This window comes from Leptospira soteropolitanensis (genome assembly GCF_026151655.1).
In the GTDB taxonomy this organism is placed as follows: domain Bacteria; phylum Spirochaetota; class Leptospiria; order Leptospirales; family Leptospiraceae; genus Leptospira_A; species Leptospira_A soteropolitanensis.
In genome coordinates, this window is sequence record NZ_JAMQPN010000007.1 from 175,473 (window position 1) to 194,198 (window position 18,726).

Consider the following 18,726-nt stretch of genomic DNA (forward strand, 5'->3'; position numbering starts at 1 on the left):
ATACGTTTAGTCTTCTTTTCGAATGACGGTTCGTTCGGTTTGAATGCTACCGTCAGTTCCCAAATAAAAATGTGTTTTTCCCACGAGCGAATTGATACCCAAACGGTAGTTTTTTCCTGCTCCAAAACTTAAATCCACACCTGGAAAAACTTCTCTTTCTACATCAACAAAGGCATCTGGATTTGGTTCATAAGAACCAAGTGCGGTTTCAAACTGTTTGGATTCTGTTTCCAAAACTTTCGTAAACTTTTCGTTAGCATCTTTTAGTTTGATGATACTTTCTTTTTCCTCGAGTGTGAGTTCTTTTTTTTGACTTTTTTCGACTAGTTTAGTAAGAGCGAGTTGCACTTTGTGAAGAGTAATTTCTTTTTCAGTGATTTCCTTTTTCATTCGATTGAGTTCATCTAAAAGTTCAGGTGGTGTTCCTATGGCGACTTTAGTTTTGGTTTCTACTACAGCACCTAGCTTAGAGCAGGTGAGAGAGTTTCCTGCGATGATGGTTCCTCCCATTACTTCACCACGTCCTCCCAAAACTCGAATCAAGTCCTTGGCGGAAAGTTCGGAATGCATGACTGCTTCTTCAACAAAGATACTTCCTTGTGCTGTGAGTTTTCCTTGTTCTACAAATTTAGCGTAGATATTTCCTTCTGATTCAATATATCCTTCCCCACGCCCCATAAACCCGCCAGAAAGAACAATGTCTCCTTTCGCTTTTAGGAAGGCCTTACCCACAGAGTTACGTATGATGATACTTCCGTTGGTGGTGAGAGAAAATCCATCTCCGATTTTTTCTTCCACGATGATGGTGCCAGGAAAATCAATATTTCCAGTAGAGTAGTCAACCGCTTCGAGTTGGATGACTTCATCCACTTTTATTTCTAGCGAAGCAGACAACACAGGTCTACCGGCAATTTTGGCGTATAGTTTTTCCCCTTTGAGTTCTACATTAGGTCCAAGATTCCAATCTACGGATTTTTCTTCTGGGTAAGGGATAATGGTTCCATTTACAGTTTTCCCAAATTCTCCTTTTTTAGGTGGAATTCTTTCTGCAATGAGATCACCCGGTTTTACAGATTGAATGACACCAATGTTTTTATAATCAATTCGACCATGTTCATCTTCTTCTAACTGAGGTTTGTTGTCCGAGCGAAAATAAATTTTAATTTCACCATCTTTGCCTGGAACGGGTGGAAAACCTTTGGCTATGGTATATGGAACAAAAAAGTTTGGATTTTTGATTTGATTTTGGATGACAACATCAATGATCCCTACTGAAATTCCAACGGAGGCAATTTGTTCACGTAGCTGGTATTCGGTGAGAAGTGCTCCTCCATGTTTGGGTGGGTGGAGAACCATTTTGGCTTCCATATAATCTTCGGAGATGGTAATGTCAGCATAGGAACTGATGGGATCACCCTTCGACCAAGTGCCAATTTCTACAGGTTTGTTTTCAGAAAGAGCTACTGCTTTTTTGATTTGTTCCCCGTTATAACCTTCTACACCAAAAAGCTGAACCCTCGCTATGACATCTTTGTAATCGACTTTTTTCCCTTTGGCCCCAGGTTTTGTAATTTTTAAAACTGCCTTGCCACCTAAATTTTCAATCTGGAAATAACCATTTTCTGAGGCTTCTAAATCTTGGAGAATTCTGTCTGTATAAGAGTCTGGGCCGGGCATTTAATTGTATTCTAATAAGTGAGAAACTACATCTTCCTCCCCATTAGTTTTTAATTCTAACTTCGGAGTCATGGAGTCGATCGTATTCATTAGAGTCAGCACTTCTTCAAATTGACAAGAAATTATTCGAGAAAGGTCAATATAAGCGGAACGAAAGTATAAATCCAAAGCATTTACCAAATGGATGTATTCACTAAAATCGCCACGATCAGTATAAAGAATAGGAGTTTTGGCATAATAACATTCTGCTAAAATTCCGTATCCTGGTTTAGTACATACATAATCGACAGCTGCTACGAGGTCTGGATAATGTGAGACTTCAGGAACTAAAATTCCTTCCGATTGGATTCCGGGAACTCCATACGCTACAAGCTGAATGGATTTTGCTAATTTTTCGATTTGTAGTGTGGTTCCTTCTAGACCATAGGCACCGAAGGATAAAAGAATGTATGTGGTTTCATCATTTAATCCAAATAATTTCCTTGCTTGTGCTTTGGATAGGTTTGGTTTTCTTCCCACAAGACCAATGTTAGCCGATTCTAAAAAAGGTGGCATGGGGCAAGAAAATGGTAGAACCAGTGCCTCTGTAACAAATCCGTATTCTACTTGTAGTTGTTCGCTAAGAGTTCCAAAATAGGAATCATCTTTCTCGTAATTTTTATAAATAAAATCCCAAGTAAAGTTCCCGATAAATACGCTGGAAATCCCCGCTTCCAAAGCAATGGTGATGGGAAAAGAAGAGCTATCGGTTAGGATTAAACCGATTTTGTTTTTTTTGCAATATTCTGTTTCTTCTTTTAGTAGGTTCGATTTCTTTTTTTCGAAGTCAATGAGCTCTTCTTTAGTTGTTTTTAAATCGATGGAAAGTGAGTTTTTTTGTGATACACCTACATCGAGTTTTAGATTCCGAGTTCTTAGTTTTGGATGGGTAAAATCCAAAAAAGAGATCCTTGTGCTAACTAAATGAATCTCTTCAATGAATTCTTCTTTTAGTAGCCGTTTTATGATATTGCCAGAACGACTGATATGGCCAAAGCCATGACCTGAAATATAAAAATAAAGTTTCATTTGTTTCTTTGTCTTATGGATTCATACAAAACAATTCCACAAGACATAGCTAAGTTTAACGAATCAGCCTCACCTAGCATTGGTAAGTGGAGAGTATCATCGGAAAGTTTTTTTGCATCAACACTTAGTCCATATTGTTCACTTCCAAAAAGAAATACTGATTTTTCTTTCATATTGACGGAAGTATAAAGTGTTTTTCCTTCAGGAGTTACCGCGTAACGTTTGTATCCTTTCGATCGGAATTGGGTTAAGACTTCTTTTAAATCTCCAATATAAACTGGCAAAGTAAAAATGGTGCCTGTACTCGCACGAACTACATTTGGATTAAAAAGATCGATCCTTGGGTCTGTGACGATTACAAGACCAACCCCAGCACCTTCAGCGGTGCGTAGGATGGTTCCGAGATTACCTGGCTTTTCTACCCCTTCAATGATGAGGATGGGATTGGTTTCAATGGTTTTGATTTTGTCCCAAGGGACATGGGCATCGGGCGTTTCTGCAACAGCGATTAGGCCATCCGGCCGATCCCTGTAAGATATTTTTTCAAAAATTTTACGAGGAAGTTCAAAGATAGGACAAGGAATCGACTCAATGAGGGCTTCTTCATTTTCTCCCAAAAAACATTCTGGGGAAATGAAGAGACTTGTGATTTTTACCGGCAAACAAGGAATAGGTGAGTTTGGGTTACTTGTGACCGCTTTTTTGATTTCCCGATACCCTTCGATGAAAAACTTTTTTTCTTCATCGCGGTTTCGTTTTTCTTTGAGTCCAGCGACCCATTTGACCTTGGGGTTGGAAAAACTTGTGATGTATTGTCTTCTGTTTGGCATGGACGGATCGGATCTTTAGATTGGCCTAATTTATTTAGAGAAGAAAGTACAAAATCCAGCTGGGTATTTTTTTCCGGATTTTTCTGGAATGAATAATTCGGAAGTTTCATAAGACCCTTTGGTTTTGATTCGTGAGGATAATATCCTTTCTAAGGTTAAAGGACTAAAACCCTGGCTATGGCAACTGAGGATGACAAATTCTGGTTTGGAATCAGAGAGTTCCATCAGGGCATCCATCAGTTCACTTAAATTCTCCTCAATTTTCCAAACCTCTCCTTTGGACCCACGTCCAAAACTTGGAGGGTCAAGAATCAGACCTTGGTATTTTTTTCCCCGTTTGATTTCACGACGGATGAATTTCATCACATCATCCACAATCCACCTGACCGGTTTGGAATCGAGACCAGAGAGTTTTGCATTTTCCCGGGCCCAGTCCACCATTCCTTTTGAAGCATCTACATGGCAGACACTCATACCTGCATCAAGGCATGCAAGAGTGGATCCTCCTGAATAAGCAAATAGATTTAATACTTCTAGGCCTTGTTTCTTTTTTCCAATCTCTCGGATGCGATCCCAATTGGTTTCTTGTTCTGGGAAAAGGCCAATATGCCCAAAGGGCGTGAGTTTGATTTTAAAAGTTAAATTTGAGAATTCGATGGTGAAACTCTCTGGAACTTTTTTTTGAAAATTCCAATGGCCTGAGCCGGAATCATTTTTGATATACTGGGCATGCAGGTCGTTCCAAATTCCTGGGTTTTCTTTTCCATAAGCAGAAGTAGGGGAGGAACGAAGGAGTTTATAACCACCGACGATTTCTAATTTAGATAAGTCACCTGAGTCCAGGAGTTCGTAACTTTTTGTCATGCCAATTCCAGGAAAATAAAGGTAAGGTCGTCGTCCCAGTCTTTTATTTCTGTTTTAGAAAATGACTTTAAGTCCTGGATGAGTTTTATTTTAAAAAGATGATTTGGTATTTCTCTGTTTGCTCTTAAAAACTCCAGGAGTCCTGTTTCTCCATACATGGATCCATCTGGATTAAAACATTCTAAAACTCCATCACTCAAGATAAGGATTCTGTCTTTGGGTTCTACTTTATAAGTGATTTCTTCTATCTGAATTTCTGGAAAAACTCCGATGATTTTTCCTTTGGGGTGTACTTTTATAATTTCTCCATCGGCTCTTTGTAGGTAAGCGCTGGGATGGCCGGCTCTTCCAAACCTCCAAACTTTTGTGGATGTATTGAGATATACATAGGAAGCCGTAACATATTGCGGGTTACAATTCCCATATAACACGCGATTCATTCCTTCTAATACTTGTTTCGGGGAAGAGATATTATCTTTTTGAGTGGTAAAGGCAACTTTGCCCATCGCAGAAATGAGTGAAGCTGGAATTCCATGTCCAGAAACGTCGCAAAGAACAATCCCAAGTTCATAAGGGTTGGGAGAAAAATATTCATAAAAATCTCCACCCACATCTTTCATTGGTTGGATGAAAATTTGCATTTGTAAGTTTTTTACATCAGGGATGGTTTTTGGTAGGGACTGCATAAGAATGTCCCGAGAGATTTTTCTTTCCTTTCGAAGGCTCGTGACTTGGGCCAGGGCTAAATCTTTTTCTTGGCGTAAAAGTTGGATTCTATCGGCTAAAGCAAAGGCAAACAAGGTGATGTCGGCAAGGGAAGCGATGGGAAATAACATCTCTTCTAAAAAAGGATTGGAAGGAAGGATTCCAAATTTGAGGAGTCCATACACAATGCAGGTAATGAGTAATAAAACAAATGCGACAGCAAAATAATAAAAAGACCTAAGTCGATTGTAAATCCCCCAAATTAAAATACCTAGTAAACATATACAAATTAGTAGTGAGAGCCATGTCACTCCAATCGACGCTTCTGAAATTCCACCAAACAAGGAAATTATGGCGTTGAAAAGAGAAGAAATTCCCAATACTTGAAAACACCGAGCCATTTTTGGGATTCGGGCTTTTAGTTTTAGGAAATTAGATGTGAAAAGAACAAAGAAAAAAAGACAAATACTAAAGAAAAATGGGATTCCAATCCGTTTCCAAAAATAAGAATCGGGTACAAAAAAATAACCCCAGAATCCGAGTAGAGAAAGTTGTCCGAGTCCAAAAAACAATACATAACCGATATAATAAAAATAGTTTCGGTCTCTTACAAAAAATGCGATCGCTAGATTGTATAAAATGATGATTCCTAAACTTCCAAAAAATAATCCGTATATCCACTGTGTGATATAGTCTTCCCTTTGGAGATTTCTTTGGTTGGTAAAAATGAGAGAAAACTGCAAAGATATTTCTGAATGAATCGCTATAAGAATTGTATCTCTTTCGTGTCCAATTCGAAAGACAAAATTTCTATGTGGGATTTCTCTTTGGAAAACAGGTTGGATATGGCCTGATTTGGAAACAACGTAAGTATTACCTTCGTGTTTATGGTAAAGTTCCACAGAGTCAATGTTATGTGCTTGAATGAGAAGTAACGGATATTTGGCGGGGTCTGGAAAATCTTTTGGGTCGAAACGGAGCCAAAGAGTTCCCTTTAAAAATCCAATATTGACAAAATCATCAGTAATTTTCTTAAATTCGCCCGTTTTTAAAACAGATGCAACGGGAACGGAGGATGTGGGATCAATCCAATATGTGAATTTAGTTGTCTTTAGGATTCGTTCTCCAATGTCATTTGGGCTTTCGGAAAGAACGGGAATTGTAAAAAAGAATACCGAAAACAAAGTAAAGAGAAGTGTTTCGGTAGGAGATAACTTTTTCAATTGATTGTCTTGGACAGGAGGTCAACCCCCTGTCCTTTTTGCTTTAGGAGTTAGGCTTGTTTTTTAGCTGCTTCGTAAGAGATCTCTTGTGGGCCAGTGTAAATTTGACGTGGTCGGCCAATTTTTAAACTTGGGTCTTCGATCATCTCTTTCCACTGCGCAATCCAACCTGGAAGTCTTCCCATAGCAAACATTACTGTAAACATATTGGTAGGAATTCCTAACGCGCGGTAGATGATTCCTGAGTAGAAGTCCACGTTTGGATAAAGTTTTCTTTCTACAAAGTATGGATCATTCAGTGCTGCTTCTTCCAGTTCTTTGGCAATGTCAAGAAGTGGATCTTTGATACCTAGTTTGTTTAGAACTTTGTCACAAGCTACTTTGATGATTTTGGCACGTGGGTCAAAGTTTTTGTAAACACGGTGACCAAATCCATTCAATCGGAAACTGGAGTTTTTATCCTTGGCTTGTTCTACGATTTTTTTCACAGAAAGCCCGCTTTTCTTAATTCCTTCCAACATTTCCAAAACTTCTTGGTTGGCACCACCGTGACGTGGTCCCCAAAGTGCAAGGATTCCTGCTGAAATCGCACCATACAAGTTGGCAAGAGAAGATCCCACCAAACGTACAGTAGACGTAGAGCAGTTTTGTTCATGGTCTGCATGAAGGATGAGTAATAGGTTGAGTGCAGAAACAATTTCTGGATCGATATGATAATCTTCCGCAGGAACCGCAAACATCATATTCATAAAATTGGAAGCATAATCCAATTCGTTGAGTGGATGGATGATTGGTTGGCCAATGGATTTTTTGTAAGCGTAAGCTGCGATCGTTGGAAATTTTGCAAGAAGTCGAATGATGGAAATTTCTCTGTGTTCCTCATTCATTGGATCATAACTATCTTGGTAGTAAGTGGATAAACAACCCATCATACAAGACATGATCGCCATTGGGTGTCCATCTTTTGGAAATCCATTGAATAGTCTTTTGAGATCCTCGTGGATCATCGTATGTTTTGTGATCGAACTATTCCATTCTTTTAGCTGGGCATCATTAGGAAGTTTGCCATAGATGAGTAAATAAGCCACTTCAGTGAAGGTAGACTTTGCAGCTAAGTCTTCGATGGGGATACCTCGATAACGGAGGATACCTTTTTCTCCATCGAGAAAAGTGATTTCACTGGTGCAAGCCCCAGTATTTAAATAACCGGAATCAATCGTAACATAACCGGACAATTGGCGGAGTTTAGTAATATCAATTGCCTTCTCGTCTTCACTTCCCACTAAAATCGGAAGTTCGAACTCTTTCCCATCCACTTTCAGAATTGCCTTTTCGGACATATCTTCTCCTGTATATCTCTGTCTATTTCAAAGGATAGACAGGGGAAAGGGTGGGGAAAAGCCATTTTTTACAACTTATGGTATTTTTTCATAATGTCATAAGCGTAGAAATTGGAGACCACGATGCGACAGTAATCCCGTGACTCTTTGTAAGGGAGGTCTTCTAAAAAATGGTTAAAATCACCTGTGTAAACCGACTTCTTCCATTTACGTAAATTCCCTGGTCCGCCGTTATAAGCGATCGAAGCCCATTTTAATTCGTTTCCATTGGATTTCAAAAGGTAAGCGAGAAATTTTGTCCCGAGCCTGATGGAGGTTTCTGGTTCATAGAGGGAATAGGAAGTGATTCCCATACGCGAGGCCAGTTCCTTTCCGGTAGCTGGCATAATTTGCATAAGGCCCCTTGCATTGGACCTTGAGGTGGCTGTTTCCTTAAAAAAAGATTCTTGGCGCATTAAAGCATACACTTTATCTTCCGAGATATCATTTTCCTGTGCATAACGGGAAACTATACTTTGATGGGGTCTTGGGAAAATTCTCGTTGAGATGGATGTGGGTAAAAGAATGGGATCATCAGGGATGAGGTGTCTTTTTAAGAGAGACCTTGTATGGAAAGCAGTGTAATACGTGTTATATGTTAAGTCTCCGATCCCGACTAATATTTCATCTTTCTCTTCTTCGGAAAGATACTCTCGTTTTACGTGAAAATTGACAAGACTTAAACCCAAACTATCTTCTCCAACACGGAAGTATTCTTTTGCCAGGTTGAGTAATTTATGTCCTTGGATTCGTGAGCTCATTCCGCCAAGTTTGTTTCCCAGTTCATAGGAATCTTTCGGATAAGCAAATCCCAAGTTTCTTCCAAGCAAGGCATAAGATTCTTCCGGAATACCTGCTGTGTAAGATAAGTATTCAAACAAATATTCTTTGTTATAAGTTGGATTATCTGGTTTGTTCCCTTCTTTAATGATGGATAAAAACTCTTCTCGAATCACTCTTGTGTAATAAGAGCCTGGACAAAGTGCATAGTATCTTCTTAGTTCTTTTTTTAACTTCTCTGTATCTCCACTTTCTTTGAGGGATCGTAAATACCAATACACGAGTCGACCTTTGACAGGGAGATTCGGAATTTCAGCAAGGGCTCTTTCGAATTTTTGTATCGGAGCATAGTTGGATTTTTCACCTTTGCGATCCACTAAGTATTCGATAAGCCGATCTTGGTAAAAAAGATTAAATGGATATTTCCCTAAATATAAAACTAAGTTTTCAAAATACATCTCACGGTCACCTAATCTATCGTAAGTGGCAGCAAGAACTCGGAAATACCCTGCATCTTTTCCAGGAAAAGTTTTTAAAAGTTCAATAGCATTTTGAAATTTATTTTGTTGGTATAAAATGTCAGCTAAGCTAACAATCCATGAGGAATCCATATCCACAAAGGTTTTGTTCGTACGCAATACTCTGAAAAGTTCGTTTGTTTTTCCCGTTTTTGTTAAAACTAATGTGAGATGTTTGTAACCTTCGTAATAAGAAAGTCGGGTAGAAAATATTTCTGGCCTTGAACGAAACAAAGCTTCTTTATCGTTATTGTTAATTGCAGGTAATAATAAAGTGAGCTCCGATGGAGCAAGCTGTAAAATACTACCCGATCCTTTGTATTTCGACCAGTCAGCAGCAATCATTTGAACAGTAGAATCGGCAAGTCCCTCTCTTTGTAGGCAATTTAGCCACTCCTCGACAGCCGCTTTTTCGTCACCTAATATAAGTTTTGCTTTTCCAAATCTGTATTGTGTATCCCCTGTGAGAAGGTATCTTCTATGAGATTCTTGGATGGAGTTAATTTTATCTAAAATTTCCTTCCATTGGTTGTTTGCTGCCAGGAGACGAACCAGTTCATCTAGTAACCTGCGGCAAATGGGATCTTCTTCTAAATTCAATCGATTCAAAAATTGGATCCTTTCTATCGGAGTGAGGTAGTTTCTCTGGGTGATTTCTGTGTACAACTTCCAATAACTAAGTTTAAAAAGGGTAGTTTGGAAAGGCATAGTTTGTGTCAGGATTTTTCTGACCTCTTCTTCCGAGGATTCTGTGACAAAAACACCACGTACAAGAGAAATCAAATACCGAAATCGTTTCTCCTTATCTCCGTTAGGTGCTTTATCATGGAATTCGATTAAACTATAAACTTCACTTTCACGGGAAGGGTTTGTGTTTCGAAAGTAGTTTTCGATTTGCCCCCATTGGTGGGATTTGATCAAATATTGAAGGTCTGTGTCCGCAAATAGGGATGTTGTGAAAAAGAGAAGAATTCTACTTGCTAACCAAAAATGCCTCATGCATACTTCCTATGATTACGAATTTAGAGAGGGAAGGTTCCTCTCCTTATGAGCTTACAAACAGAATACAAACTGCAATGGCCGGAATATCGGATTGAATTCCACCCAGGGCCTCATATTCCAAAAACGGCTACACTGCCAGAGCTTTGGCCGAGCCTTCGTGCCTTCTTTTCGGGCAATCAGTCTCGTTTTGCAAACTACCTTTACTATTTATCGACCGATTTTTCCGGGGGGTTCAGCCTTTGTTCCATTTTGGGGGAAAATGAGACCGCAAATCGGTTTCGAGATCCGCAATTAGTCACCCCTTCTGCTTTTCCCAAAGAATCCTTATCCCAAATTTGGGAAATTTGCCAAAACCGTGATTTTGAGGAGATGGAAAGGGCAGATTGGGAACTCATTGGTTTTGGATTTTTGTATTCTGGTGATATTCGTGAATTTCGCAATTGGGTTATGAAAACCAAAGAGTTCTTTGGCCAAACCGAAGACAACCGTAGATTTTTATTTTTACTTGGATGGGAAAATTCAGAACTCCCTTATGAAAATTCCATTTTGCATATGTTAGTTGAGTATGTTAAAGGGAATGGGGAAGTTTTGGATTTTAAAACTCTGACCGATGCGGTCACTTTAGATTCTCATTGGCAAATCTCTGGAGTTCTCTTTCATGCCATTGAAATCGGATGGTTTACGGGCGAGGAAATATTTCGGTTTTGGAAATTTATCATTGGTTTTTATTCTGAGTGGGACAATTGGGAGAAGGCGCGTTTCCGTTCTGTTTCTCTAGGAAAAATTCCTGCTTTTTCTGCTTTGCGGTATGCAAAACGATATTTTACAGATACGGATTTTGTTTTATACAAAGAAGAATTAGAAACAAGTCTTCGAGGAGACTGGACCTATGGAAATGGATTTGGTTATGAACTCACTCACCAAATGGACCCCTTTGTGGAAACAGTCGTAAGATTTCGTAATGAAGGGGAAGGGTTCGAAGACGAATTAAAAAAAGAACTCACTCTCAAACCATATTCTTATTTTATCAATTTACAGTTAGCCTTTATTTATTTTGTAAAAAAGGACAATGATAAGTTTTTGCATTTTTATAAAAAAGCCGGTAGGCTTAAATATTTGCCCTTAGCTCTCAATTTATATTGGCGTGTTTTAAAACAAAATGGGGATGAAATTTTAGGATCATCTATTGAGCGTTCGTTAGTTGCTTCTGGTGAATCTATTCACATTCCAGAAGGTTGGGTATAAGATGCCACTTTCCCAAGAACAAATTATGGAACTCTCCAAATTGCAGAAAATGCTAAGGAATTTGGAGAAAATTGAAAGAAACGCCAAAAATGATCTGCAAAAGGAACGTGTGGCATTTGACATTGAACGTTACAGACGCCGGATGCAAGAAGTTTCGCCTGAGGGAATCCCGGATAACTTAGAACAAACGATGCGGAATGCAAAAACTAGGGAAGAAAATCCTGAGAACCTCAAACACAAAGTGATTTCTCAGTATCCTGTGATGAAAGTATCTCCCAATTCGAACGACAGTGAAATCAATCAAATTGGTACACTGGTAAACATTATGGATTTAGAATATATTCCTATTCTCGGAGATGGTCATATAAAATTTGATTATTCTCATGCGACAGAAAGGGACTCTGTTCTTAAATATATGGAGAACTTACGCAGGAACATGAAAATTCTTGTGGAAACGATCGAAGAATATGCGGCTGCCGACAAACAGGAGTTCCGTGAGCAGCTTTCGAGAATGAAAAACAAACAATCCCGGATTTTTATTGCAGAGTCTTTTGAAACGCTCGGTAAATTTCGAGATTTCCTTACTGCGGTGAATAAAGACATCAAAGATGGGGTAAATGTAATTATGAACATGGAAGAACCGATCAAATTCAATCCTAGGTTTGAAAAGGCCACAGTTTTGGAAGGTCGTTCGATCATGGAAGGACTCCGCGAATTTCAAGAATTTGCGGAAGAGGCTTGTGATTTGATTCGACTCCCGTCTTTTAGAAGTTAAAAAAACCTTTTCATTCCCAGGGGGAACAAGGACACTGTGAAAAATCACATTCACGGACTCGAAACAGCATGGCATTAGTCAAAAATCAGACCGAAGTTACCAATTCAACTATTGGTGAGAATTCTTACTTCAATGGTAAATTCTTCATCAATGGATCCTTAAAAATTGACGGTAAATTCGAGGGAAAATCCCTCCAAGCCGAACACCTTTACATCGGTGTTACCGGAAAGGTCAAAACCAACATCACTGCTGCCAGTGTCATCGTAGAGGGAATCGTAGTTGGAAACGTCACAGCCAGAAACCGTGTGATGCTCCTTCCTACTTCAAAGATCCTAGGAGATATCAAAACTCCTGAGCTTATCATCCAAAACGGGGTGATTTTAGAAGGACGTTGTATGATTTCCAACGACCTCAAACACAGTGCCAAAGACCTAATTGAATTGGAATACTCAAAAGATTCCTTAAGTGTTGAGAAGATTTTTGGGAAACAACCAAACGCAAAAGAATAATTGAAAACCATTCTGATTTCGGAAGGCGATCCAACAAGTATCAACTACGAACTTCTGGTTTCCGCCTTCCCTCAATTGTTAGCTTTGGGGAAACACCACCGCATCTACCTGGTGCGTGGGCCTCACAACATCACAGTTCCCTCTCTCCCAAACCTCACCAAACCTAGTACGGAACCAGGATTTTATTCGATTCCTTGGTCAGGTTCTAAAAAAACTCGTTCTTTTCTTCTCGGAAAACCATCAAAAACTTCCGGCCAGATGGCCTATGATTCGTTACTTGCCGCGTTGGACCTACAAAAGGAACTCGGAGCCGACCTCATCACTTTGCCTCTCTCCAAGGAGTGGGTTGGAAAGGCGGGGATCAAAGGATTTCGAGGCCATACAGAAACCTTGGCTGAATATTACAAACGACCTACCTTTATGATGATGACAGGTGAAAAACTAAGTGTCATCCCCTTAACCACTCATATCCCTTTGAAAGATGTGGTAAAAGAACTAAAAAAATTTTCTTGGAAGGAACTGACTAAAGCCCTCGTTCGCTCTCCCTTTTTAAAAAATCCAAAGATTGCCTATTTGGGGCTAAACCCCCATGCCGGAGAGGGCGGGAAGATCGGGGATGAAGAATCGACCATCCTTGCTGTAGGTGCCAAAGTGCTACGCAAAGCTAAGTTTTCTGTGGATGGACCGCTTTCCGCCGATTCGGCATTTTTACCAGGGGCTCGGCCGTACGATTTGTATTTGGCTTCCTACCACGACCAAGGTCTCATTCCATTTAAATTGCTTGAAGGGAAGAAGGGAGTCAACATAACCTTAGGACTGGATTTTACCCGTGTCTCCCCCGACCACGGAACTGCCTTTGACATAGCAGGAAAGGGGAAAGCAGATCCCACGGGACTTATTTCCTGTTTAGAACGACTCACGGAGTATACAAAAACAAAACCATGACACTATTGGAAGTCCTTGCCTTTCCGGTTCTTTTTATTTGGTTTGTGGGCCTACTACTCACTCTTTTCCGGAGAGACCTGGAATCCCATTGGAAGTTTTTTTTCTTCCTCGTGTTTTGTTTTTATTTGGTTCAATTTTTTCCTGAATTTTGGGAAGGGGTGGCTCGTTGGAAGGAAAATCCTAAGGTAGAAGTTCTTCTATGGATTTCGGCTATGGGAAATTCTATCTATGTATTTTTATTCTTTTTGTGGCCCCTTGTTCTCATTCGAATTTATTATTCCGCATCCAATAACTTAAGTAAAACCTTGATCCCCGTACTTGCATATGGGACGGTTCTTTATTGGGTTTTATTTTTTCTTTGGACCATGTACTCCAAAGAGTTCAATAGTTGGCTTCATCAAGTTTTCACAATAAGTAATAAGTAAATAAAAAGGGCATACAATGGCAGTTCCATTTATAGATATCAAACGATTTGAACCAGGATTTTTGGACACCTGGAATGAAAAAGTAAAGTCCATGTCCGTAAACGCACAGTTTATCGGTGGAAACGAAGTGACTGATTTGGAAACAAATCTTGCCACTTGGGCAGAGACAAAGTATGCCATTGGTTGTGCCAATGGAACTGACGCTTTACAATTGGCTCTTCGTGCAGTTGGAGTGGGTCGTGGCGATAAAGTGTTGTTACCTGATTCCACTTTCTGGGCGACTTTTGAGGCAGTGGTGAATGTGGGTGGTGATCCTTATACTGTGGATACCAATCCAGTTGATTTACAAATGGATTTCCAAGTATTTAAGGAAGCTGTCGAAAAAGTAAAACCGAAAGCTGCTCTTGTGGTTCATCTATACGGTTGGGGAACAGCAAACATTGAAGAACTTCGTAAATTCTGCAAAGAAAAAAATGTAGCCCTAATTGAAGACGGAGCTCAGTGTTTCGGTGTAAAATACAATGGAAAGTCTTTATACAAAGACGCTCTTATTTCCACAACTTCCTTTTATCCTGCAAAGGTGTTAGGTGCTGCTGGTGACGGTGGTGCCGTTTTTACAAATGATGAAGAGTTATCTGTTGTAACACGTAGGCTCGTGAACCACGGGCGGACTTCACATTACGAACATGGCCTTGTCGGTTGGAACTCAAGACTTGATTCATTGCAAGCAGCTTTCTTAAATTTATCTTTGAAACACTTGCAAGCAAGGATTGATTCAAGGAAAAAATCGCAAAACGTATACTACAAAGAACTTCCCGGTTTAGGAATTGGAGTCATCCAACCTCCCAAAGGGTATGAGGAAAATGGATACTGTAATGTGACTTTGGTGGACCCTGAAATTCGTCCCAAAATCGAAGCTGTTTTAAAAGACAAAGGGATTGGATTTGGAAATATTTATCCAGGGGCCATGTCTGACCAACCAGGTGCAAAACCATACCTGATTGAAAGATTTGGAAAGGATGGAAATGCTCGCAGGATTTCCAAATCCGTTCTTAACTTTCCACTCTTTGCTTATATGACAGATTCTGAATTGGATGAAGTGTTTAGTGCGATAAAGGCCTATAACGCGACCAAATAATGGAAAAGTTTAGAGTCGGAGTTTTTTTATTCTTTTTACTCATATTAGCGGTGCTTACTTTTAGTTTGTCTAAGAGTTGGCGCCTCTATGATGATGGGTATGAAGTTACGGTAGAAACTCCCGAGTCTAAGGAAAAAGACAATAAAGATAATACTCCCGAACCTACCGATAGTTTAGATTTAGAAGATGGGAACGGAAAGATCTATTGGAAACAATACTTCATTTACCCACATGGACTTGTCACCGAGTCAGGTGGGTTTGGTCCAGACGGGATTTTATCACACGCTAGAAATTTATATTCCATTAACTTAAAAGATGGAAAAGTCCAAAAACTCTTTCCGCATGATGTTTACATTTGGGATTTTTTTGTGGGTGATTTTTCCAAAAAAACGGTTTCAAACACAATCGATGATCCTAAAGAAGATGTCCTTTCTTTGGAGAAAAAAATCATCATTCTTGCTGTGACAGAAGACAGTAATTTAGATGGGGTTCTCAATTATAAGGATCATAAATTGGTTTATCTTTTTGATCCAGAATCTGGAAATCTGCAAACGGTTCTTCCAGAAGGATTTCATTTTCGTAAACTTGTTTACAACTCAGCTAAAAATCATCTCACTTTGGTTTTAGGAAAGAACCCGGAAAAACAAATGAATAAGAGAAGAAAATTACCGGAACCAGAAATCAAACTTCATATTTTTGATTATGATGCGACTAACTCCAAAGGTATTTTAAGTGGATCTTTAGAAGCATTGGATACACCGAATCCAAATCCATAAATAAAAAAGGCCTTACAATTTCTTGTAAGGCCTCATTCGAAACAACTGTCACTTGTTCGTTAGAATCGCTTTGTTTAAGATAAAGCATCCTTCACAAGATCTTCTTGTTCTTTTAGGTGAGTGACCACGTGACCACAAGCAGGGCTCGGGAACTCAGAACGACCTGCGAAATGGAGACGTTTGTTCTCTGGCATTACCGCTTCGATACGATCCCTTACAAAGAACCAAGCCCCTTGGTTTTTTGGTTCTTCTTGTACCCATACAAATTTTTTCAGTTTTCCGTAACTTGTGATCATTTGTTTGATATGGTTTTCTGGGAAAGGATAGAGTTGTTCGATACGAACGACTGCTACATTTTCTAGTTTTTGTGTATCGATGGCTTTGCGTAAGTCATAGTAAACTTTACCCGAACAAAAAAGTAACTTTTCCACTTTTTCCGGTTTTGCTACTGGATCGGGAAGGATCTTTCTGAAGGCACCGGTTGTGATGTCTTCCAAACTAGAAGCTGCTTCTTTCAAACGAAGTAGGGACTTCGGTGTCATGATGATGAGTGGCTTTCTAAAACTTTGAAGGATCTGGCGACGAAGGATATGGAAATACTGAGCCGGTGTGGTCAGGTTTGCCACTTGGATATTGTCCAAAGCACAAAGTTGGAGGAATCTTTCTAACCTTGCCGAAGAGTGTTCTGGACCTTGGCCTTCATACCCGTGTGGGAGTAAACAAACAAGTCCAGACATCCTTTGCCATTTGATTTCCGAGCTGGAAATAAACTGGTCAAAAATGACCTGTGCGTTGTTAGCAAAGTCACCAAACTGGGCTTCCCACATCACAAGGCTACTCGGATCGGCAAGAGAATATCCATATTCAAATCCAAGACAAGAATATTCAGAAAGAGAGGAGTTAACAATTTCGATCTTTGCTTGTTTGTCGCTAATGTGATTGAGGAGAGTGAGTTTTTTTCCATTCACGATATCCGAAAGAGTGGCATGTCTGTGAGAAAAAGTTCCCCTTTGAGCATCTTGTCCGCCGAGACGAATCGGAAATCCATTTTCCAAAATGGAACCAAAAGATAGTGATTCTGCAAAACCCCAATCAATCGGAAGTTCTCCAGCGCCCATTTTTTTGCGGTCTTCCAATACTTTGATGTGTTTTGGGTTCGCGTTAAATCCTTGCGGGAGAGTGGTCACTGCTTTGACAATTCCACCTAATTGTTGTTGGAGGAGTTCGGTATGGACATCGGAATCCAAAGGTTCTTTTGTGTATCTCGACCAAACTCCACCAAGTGTATCAACAGTAATACGCGTATCTTTTTCTTTTGCTTGTTGGAAAGAAGTTTCTAGACCTTGTTGGATTCCATCTTTAATGAATTGGATTTCTTCAGGAGTAATATCGCCACGTTGTAACAATTTCTCTTCGTAGATAGAAATTGTTTTTGGGTGTTTTTTGATGATATCATACATCTGTGGTTGCGTGAAGGTTGGTTCATCTGTTTCGTTGTGGCCAAGTCTTCTATAACAGATTAAATCGATGATGACATCTTTTTTGAACTTTTGACGGTATTCTAACGCAAGTTTTGTGACTCGGTAAGTAGCTTCCGGGTCATCTCCATTCACATGGAAAATCGGAACTTGGAAACCTTTGGCAAGGTCAGTTGCATAGAGTGTGGATCTTGATTCACTTGGAAGAGTGGTAAATCCAATTTGGTTATTAATTACAATATGGAAGGTTCCACCAACTGTATAACCTTCTAGGTTCATCATGTTGAGAGTTTCTGCAACAACACCCTGTCCTGCAAAAGCGGCATCGCCGTGGATGGCCACTGGCATAAATTTAGAACGATCCATATCCTTCGCCATTTCTTGGCGGGCACGAACTGATCCAAAAATCACAGGGTCAACGGCTTCTAAGTGGGAAGGGTTGAAGGCAAGAGAGAGTTTGACTTCTTTCCCGTAATGGGTCATAACATGATTGGAATAACCGAGGTGGTATTTTACGTCTGCATAACCGAGTTGACCTGGGTTTAGTTTTTCTTCGAACTCAGCAAAAATAAGACCTGCTGGTTTACGAATGATATTCACTAACACATTGAGTCGTCCGCGGTGCGCCATTCCAATGACAAGGGCATCCATTTTATGTCCGCCTGCTTCTTCTACAAGAGTATCAAGCATAGGGATCATCGTTTCCCCACCTTCGAGAGAAAAACGTTTTTTCCCTACGAATTTTTTTGCGAGAAAGTTTTCAAAACTATCTGCTTGGTACAATTTTTCAAACAAACGTAATGCGGTCTTTTTGCTAATGGGTTCACTGTTAGCAAGAGGTTCCATTCTATTTTGTAACCACTCTCTTTCCTCATCGTTGACGAGGTAGTAGTGTTCACAACCAATCGATCCGCAATAGGTTTTTTCAAACCAATCGATCACATCTTTTAGTTTGGCTTTTCCAAGATTGGCAATTCCTGAATCGACTTCTGTTTCTAAGTCACTTTGTTTGAGTGCTTTTATTTTTAGATCGATAAATTCCCTGTTGGGTTTATTGATTCCCAGTGGATCTAAGTTTGCTGCTAAGTGACCTTGTCTTCTGTAAGCATTGAGAAGGTTGATGATCCCAAAATCGCTGAGGGAAGAATCTTTTCTGTGTTCGGTGGAGGCATAGTTTACATAACCATTGCCCCCAAAGCCATTTCCATTGGATCCGTTTCCAGAAACGGAACTTCTTTCTAATTCCCCAAAAAAGTCGATCCAGTCTTTTGATAAACTTTGTGGATCTTCTTTGAATTGTTTGTAATACTCTTCCAATAATACGACGTTATCGCCGTATAAACTCATCATCTGGTCGGTTGTCATATTCTCTCCCTAAAACAACAAAAC

General features: G+C 39.7%; 15 protein-coding genes. 7 read left to right on the forward strand and 8 right to left on the reverse strand.

Translation table 11 applies throughout. The features are described from left to right. Positions 1 to 6 precede the first annotated feature (6 nt). From ND811_RS14970 to ND811_RS15000, 7 genes are all read right to left on the reverse strand, one after another. Complete coding sequence (locus ND811_RS14970; RefSeq protein WP_265352700.1) at positions 7 to 1,677, reverse strand: DUF342 domain-containing protein; 1,671 nt, start codon at positions 1,675 to 1,677, stop codon at positions 7 to 9. After that, entirely contained in the window at positions 1,678 to 2,745 is a 1,068-nt protein-coding gene (locus ND811_RS14975) for a glycosyl transferase (RefSeq protein WP_265352699.1), read from the reverse strand. Continuing rightward, positions 2,742 to 3,575: a TrmH family RNA methyltransferase gene (locus ND811_RS14980; protein WP_265352698.1), complete on the reverse strand. Its 834-nt coding sequence runs from the start codon at positions 3,573 to 3,575 to the stop codon at positions 2,742 to 2,744. Before ND811_RS14980 ends, ND811_RS14975 begins: the two co-directional genes overlap by 4 nt. Before the next feature lie 30 nt (positions 3,576 to 3,605). Continuing rightward, positions 3,606 to 4,439 (reverse strand): class I SAM-dependent methyltransferase, encoded by an 834-nt coding sequence (locus ND811_RS14985; protein ID WP_265352697.1) that lies wholly within the window; start codon positions 4,437 to 4,439, stop codon positions 3,606 to 3,608. Further along, the gene (locus tag ND811_RS14990; RefSeq protein ID WP_265352696.1) at positions 4,436 to 6,367 is read right to left on the reverse strand and encodes a SpoIIE family protein phosphatase; all 1,932 of its coding nucleotides are present in this window, start codon (positions 6,365 to 6,367) and stop codon (positions 4,436 to 4,438) included. Before ND811_RS14990 ends, ND811_RS14985 begins: the two co-directional genes overlap by 4 nt. Before the next feature lie 50 nt (positions 6,368 to 6,417). Beyond that, the gene (locus ND811_RS14995) at positions 6,418 to 7,707 is read right to left on the reverse strand and encodes a citrate synthase (RefSeq protein ID WP_265352695.1); all 1,290 of its coding nucleotides are present in this window, start codon (positions 7,705 to 7,707) and stop codon (positions 6,418 to 6,420) included. Between the two features lie 68 nt (positions 7,708 to 7,775). Continuing rightward, the gene (locus ND811_RS15000) at positions 7,776 to 10,043 is read right to left on the reverse strand and encodes a lytic transglycosylase domain-containing protein (protein WP_265352694.1); all 2,268 of its coding nucleotides are present in this window, start codon (positions 10,041 to 10,043) and stop codon (positions 7,776 to 7,778) included. Positions 10,044 to 10,091: 48 nt separating this feature from the next. On the opposite strand from ND811_RS15000, the gene ND811_RS15005 reads away from it, so the two are divergent. The 7 genes from ND811_RS15005 to ND811_RS15035 all read left to right on the forward strand — a co-directional run bounded on the left by ND811_RS15005 (position 10,092) and on the right by ND811_RS15035 (position 15,859). Beyond that, positions 10,092 to 11,291, forward strand: a complete 1,200-nt coding sequence (locus ND811_RS15005) for an LBF_1011 family protein (protein ID WP_265352693.1) — start codon at positions 10,092 to 10,094, stop codon at positions 11,289 to 11,291. A 1-nt stretch (position 11,292) separates the two neighbouring features. Then, positions 11,293 to 12,066 carry a hypothetical protein gene (locus ND811_RS15010; protein ID WP_265352692.1) on the forward strand — a complete coding sequence of 258 codons (774 nt, stop codon included), beginning with the start codon at positions 11,293 to 11,295 and terminating at the stop codon, positions 12,064 to 12,066. Positions 12,067 to 12,134: 68 nt separating this feature from the next. After that, positions 12,135 to 12,575, forward strand: a complete 441-nt coding sequence (locus ND811_RS15015) for a bactofilin family protein (protein ID WP_002973191.1) — start codon at positions 12,135 to 12,137, stop codon at positions 12,573 to 12,575. Continuing rightward, entirely contained in the window at positions 12,576 to 13,520 is a 945-nt protein-coding gene (locus tag ND811_RS15020; protein ID WP_265352691.1) for a PdxA family dehydrogenase, read from the forward strand. It abuts the gene before it with no gap. Continuing rightward, positions 13,517 to 13,945, forward strand: a complete 429-nt coding sequence (locus tag ND811_RS15025) for a hypothetical protein (RefSeq protein WP_265352690.1) — start codon at positions 13,517 to 13,519, stop codon at positions 13,943 to 13,945. The genes ND811_RS15020 and ND811_RS15025 overlap by 4 nt, the downstream gene beginning before the upstream one ends. A gap of 16 nt (positions 13,946 to 13,961) precedes the next feature. Next, positions 13,962 to 15,083, forward strand: a complete 1,122-nt coding sequence (locus tag ND811_RS15030) for a DegT/DnrJ/EryC1/StrS aminotransferase family protein (RefSeq protein WP_265352689.1) — start codon at positions 13,962 to 13,964, stop codon at positions 15,081 to 15,083. Next, entirely contained in the window at positions 15,083 to 15,859 is a 777-nt protein-coding gene (locus tag ND811_RS15035) for a hypothetical protein (protein ID WP_265352688.1), read from the forward strand. Before ND811_RS15030 ends, ND811_RS15035 begins: the two co-directional genes overlap by 1 nt. A gap of 74 nt (positions 15,860 to 15,933) precedes the next feature. Here ND811_RS15035 and ND811_RS15040 read toward each other — a convergent pair whose 3' ends face one another. After that, entirely contained in the window at positions 15,934 to 18,702 is a 2,769-nt protein-coding gene (locus ND811_RS15040) for a 2-oxoglutarate dehydrogenase E1 component (protein WP_265352687.1), read from the reverse strand. Between the last annotated feature and the right edge of the window lie 24 nt (positions 18,703 to 18,726).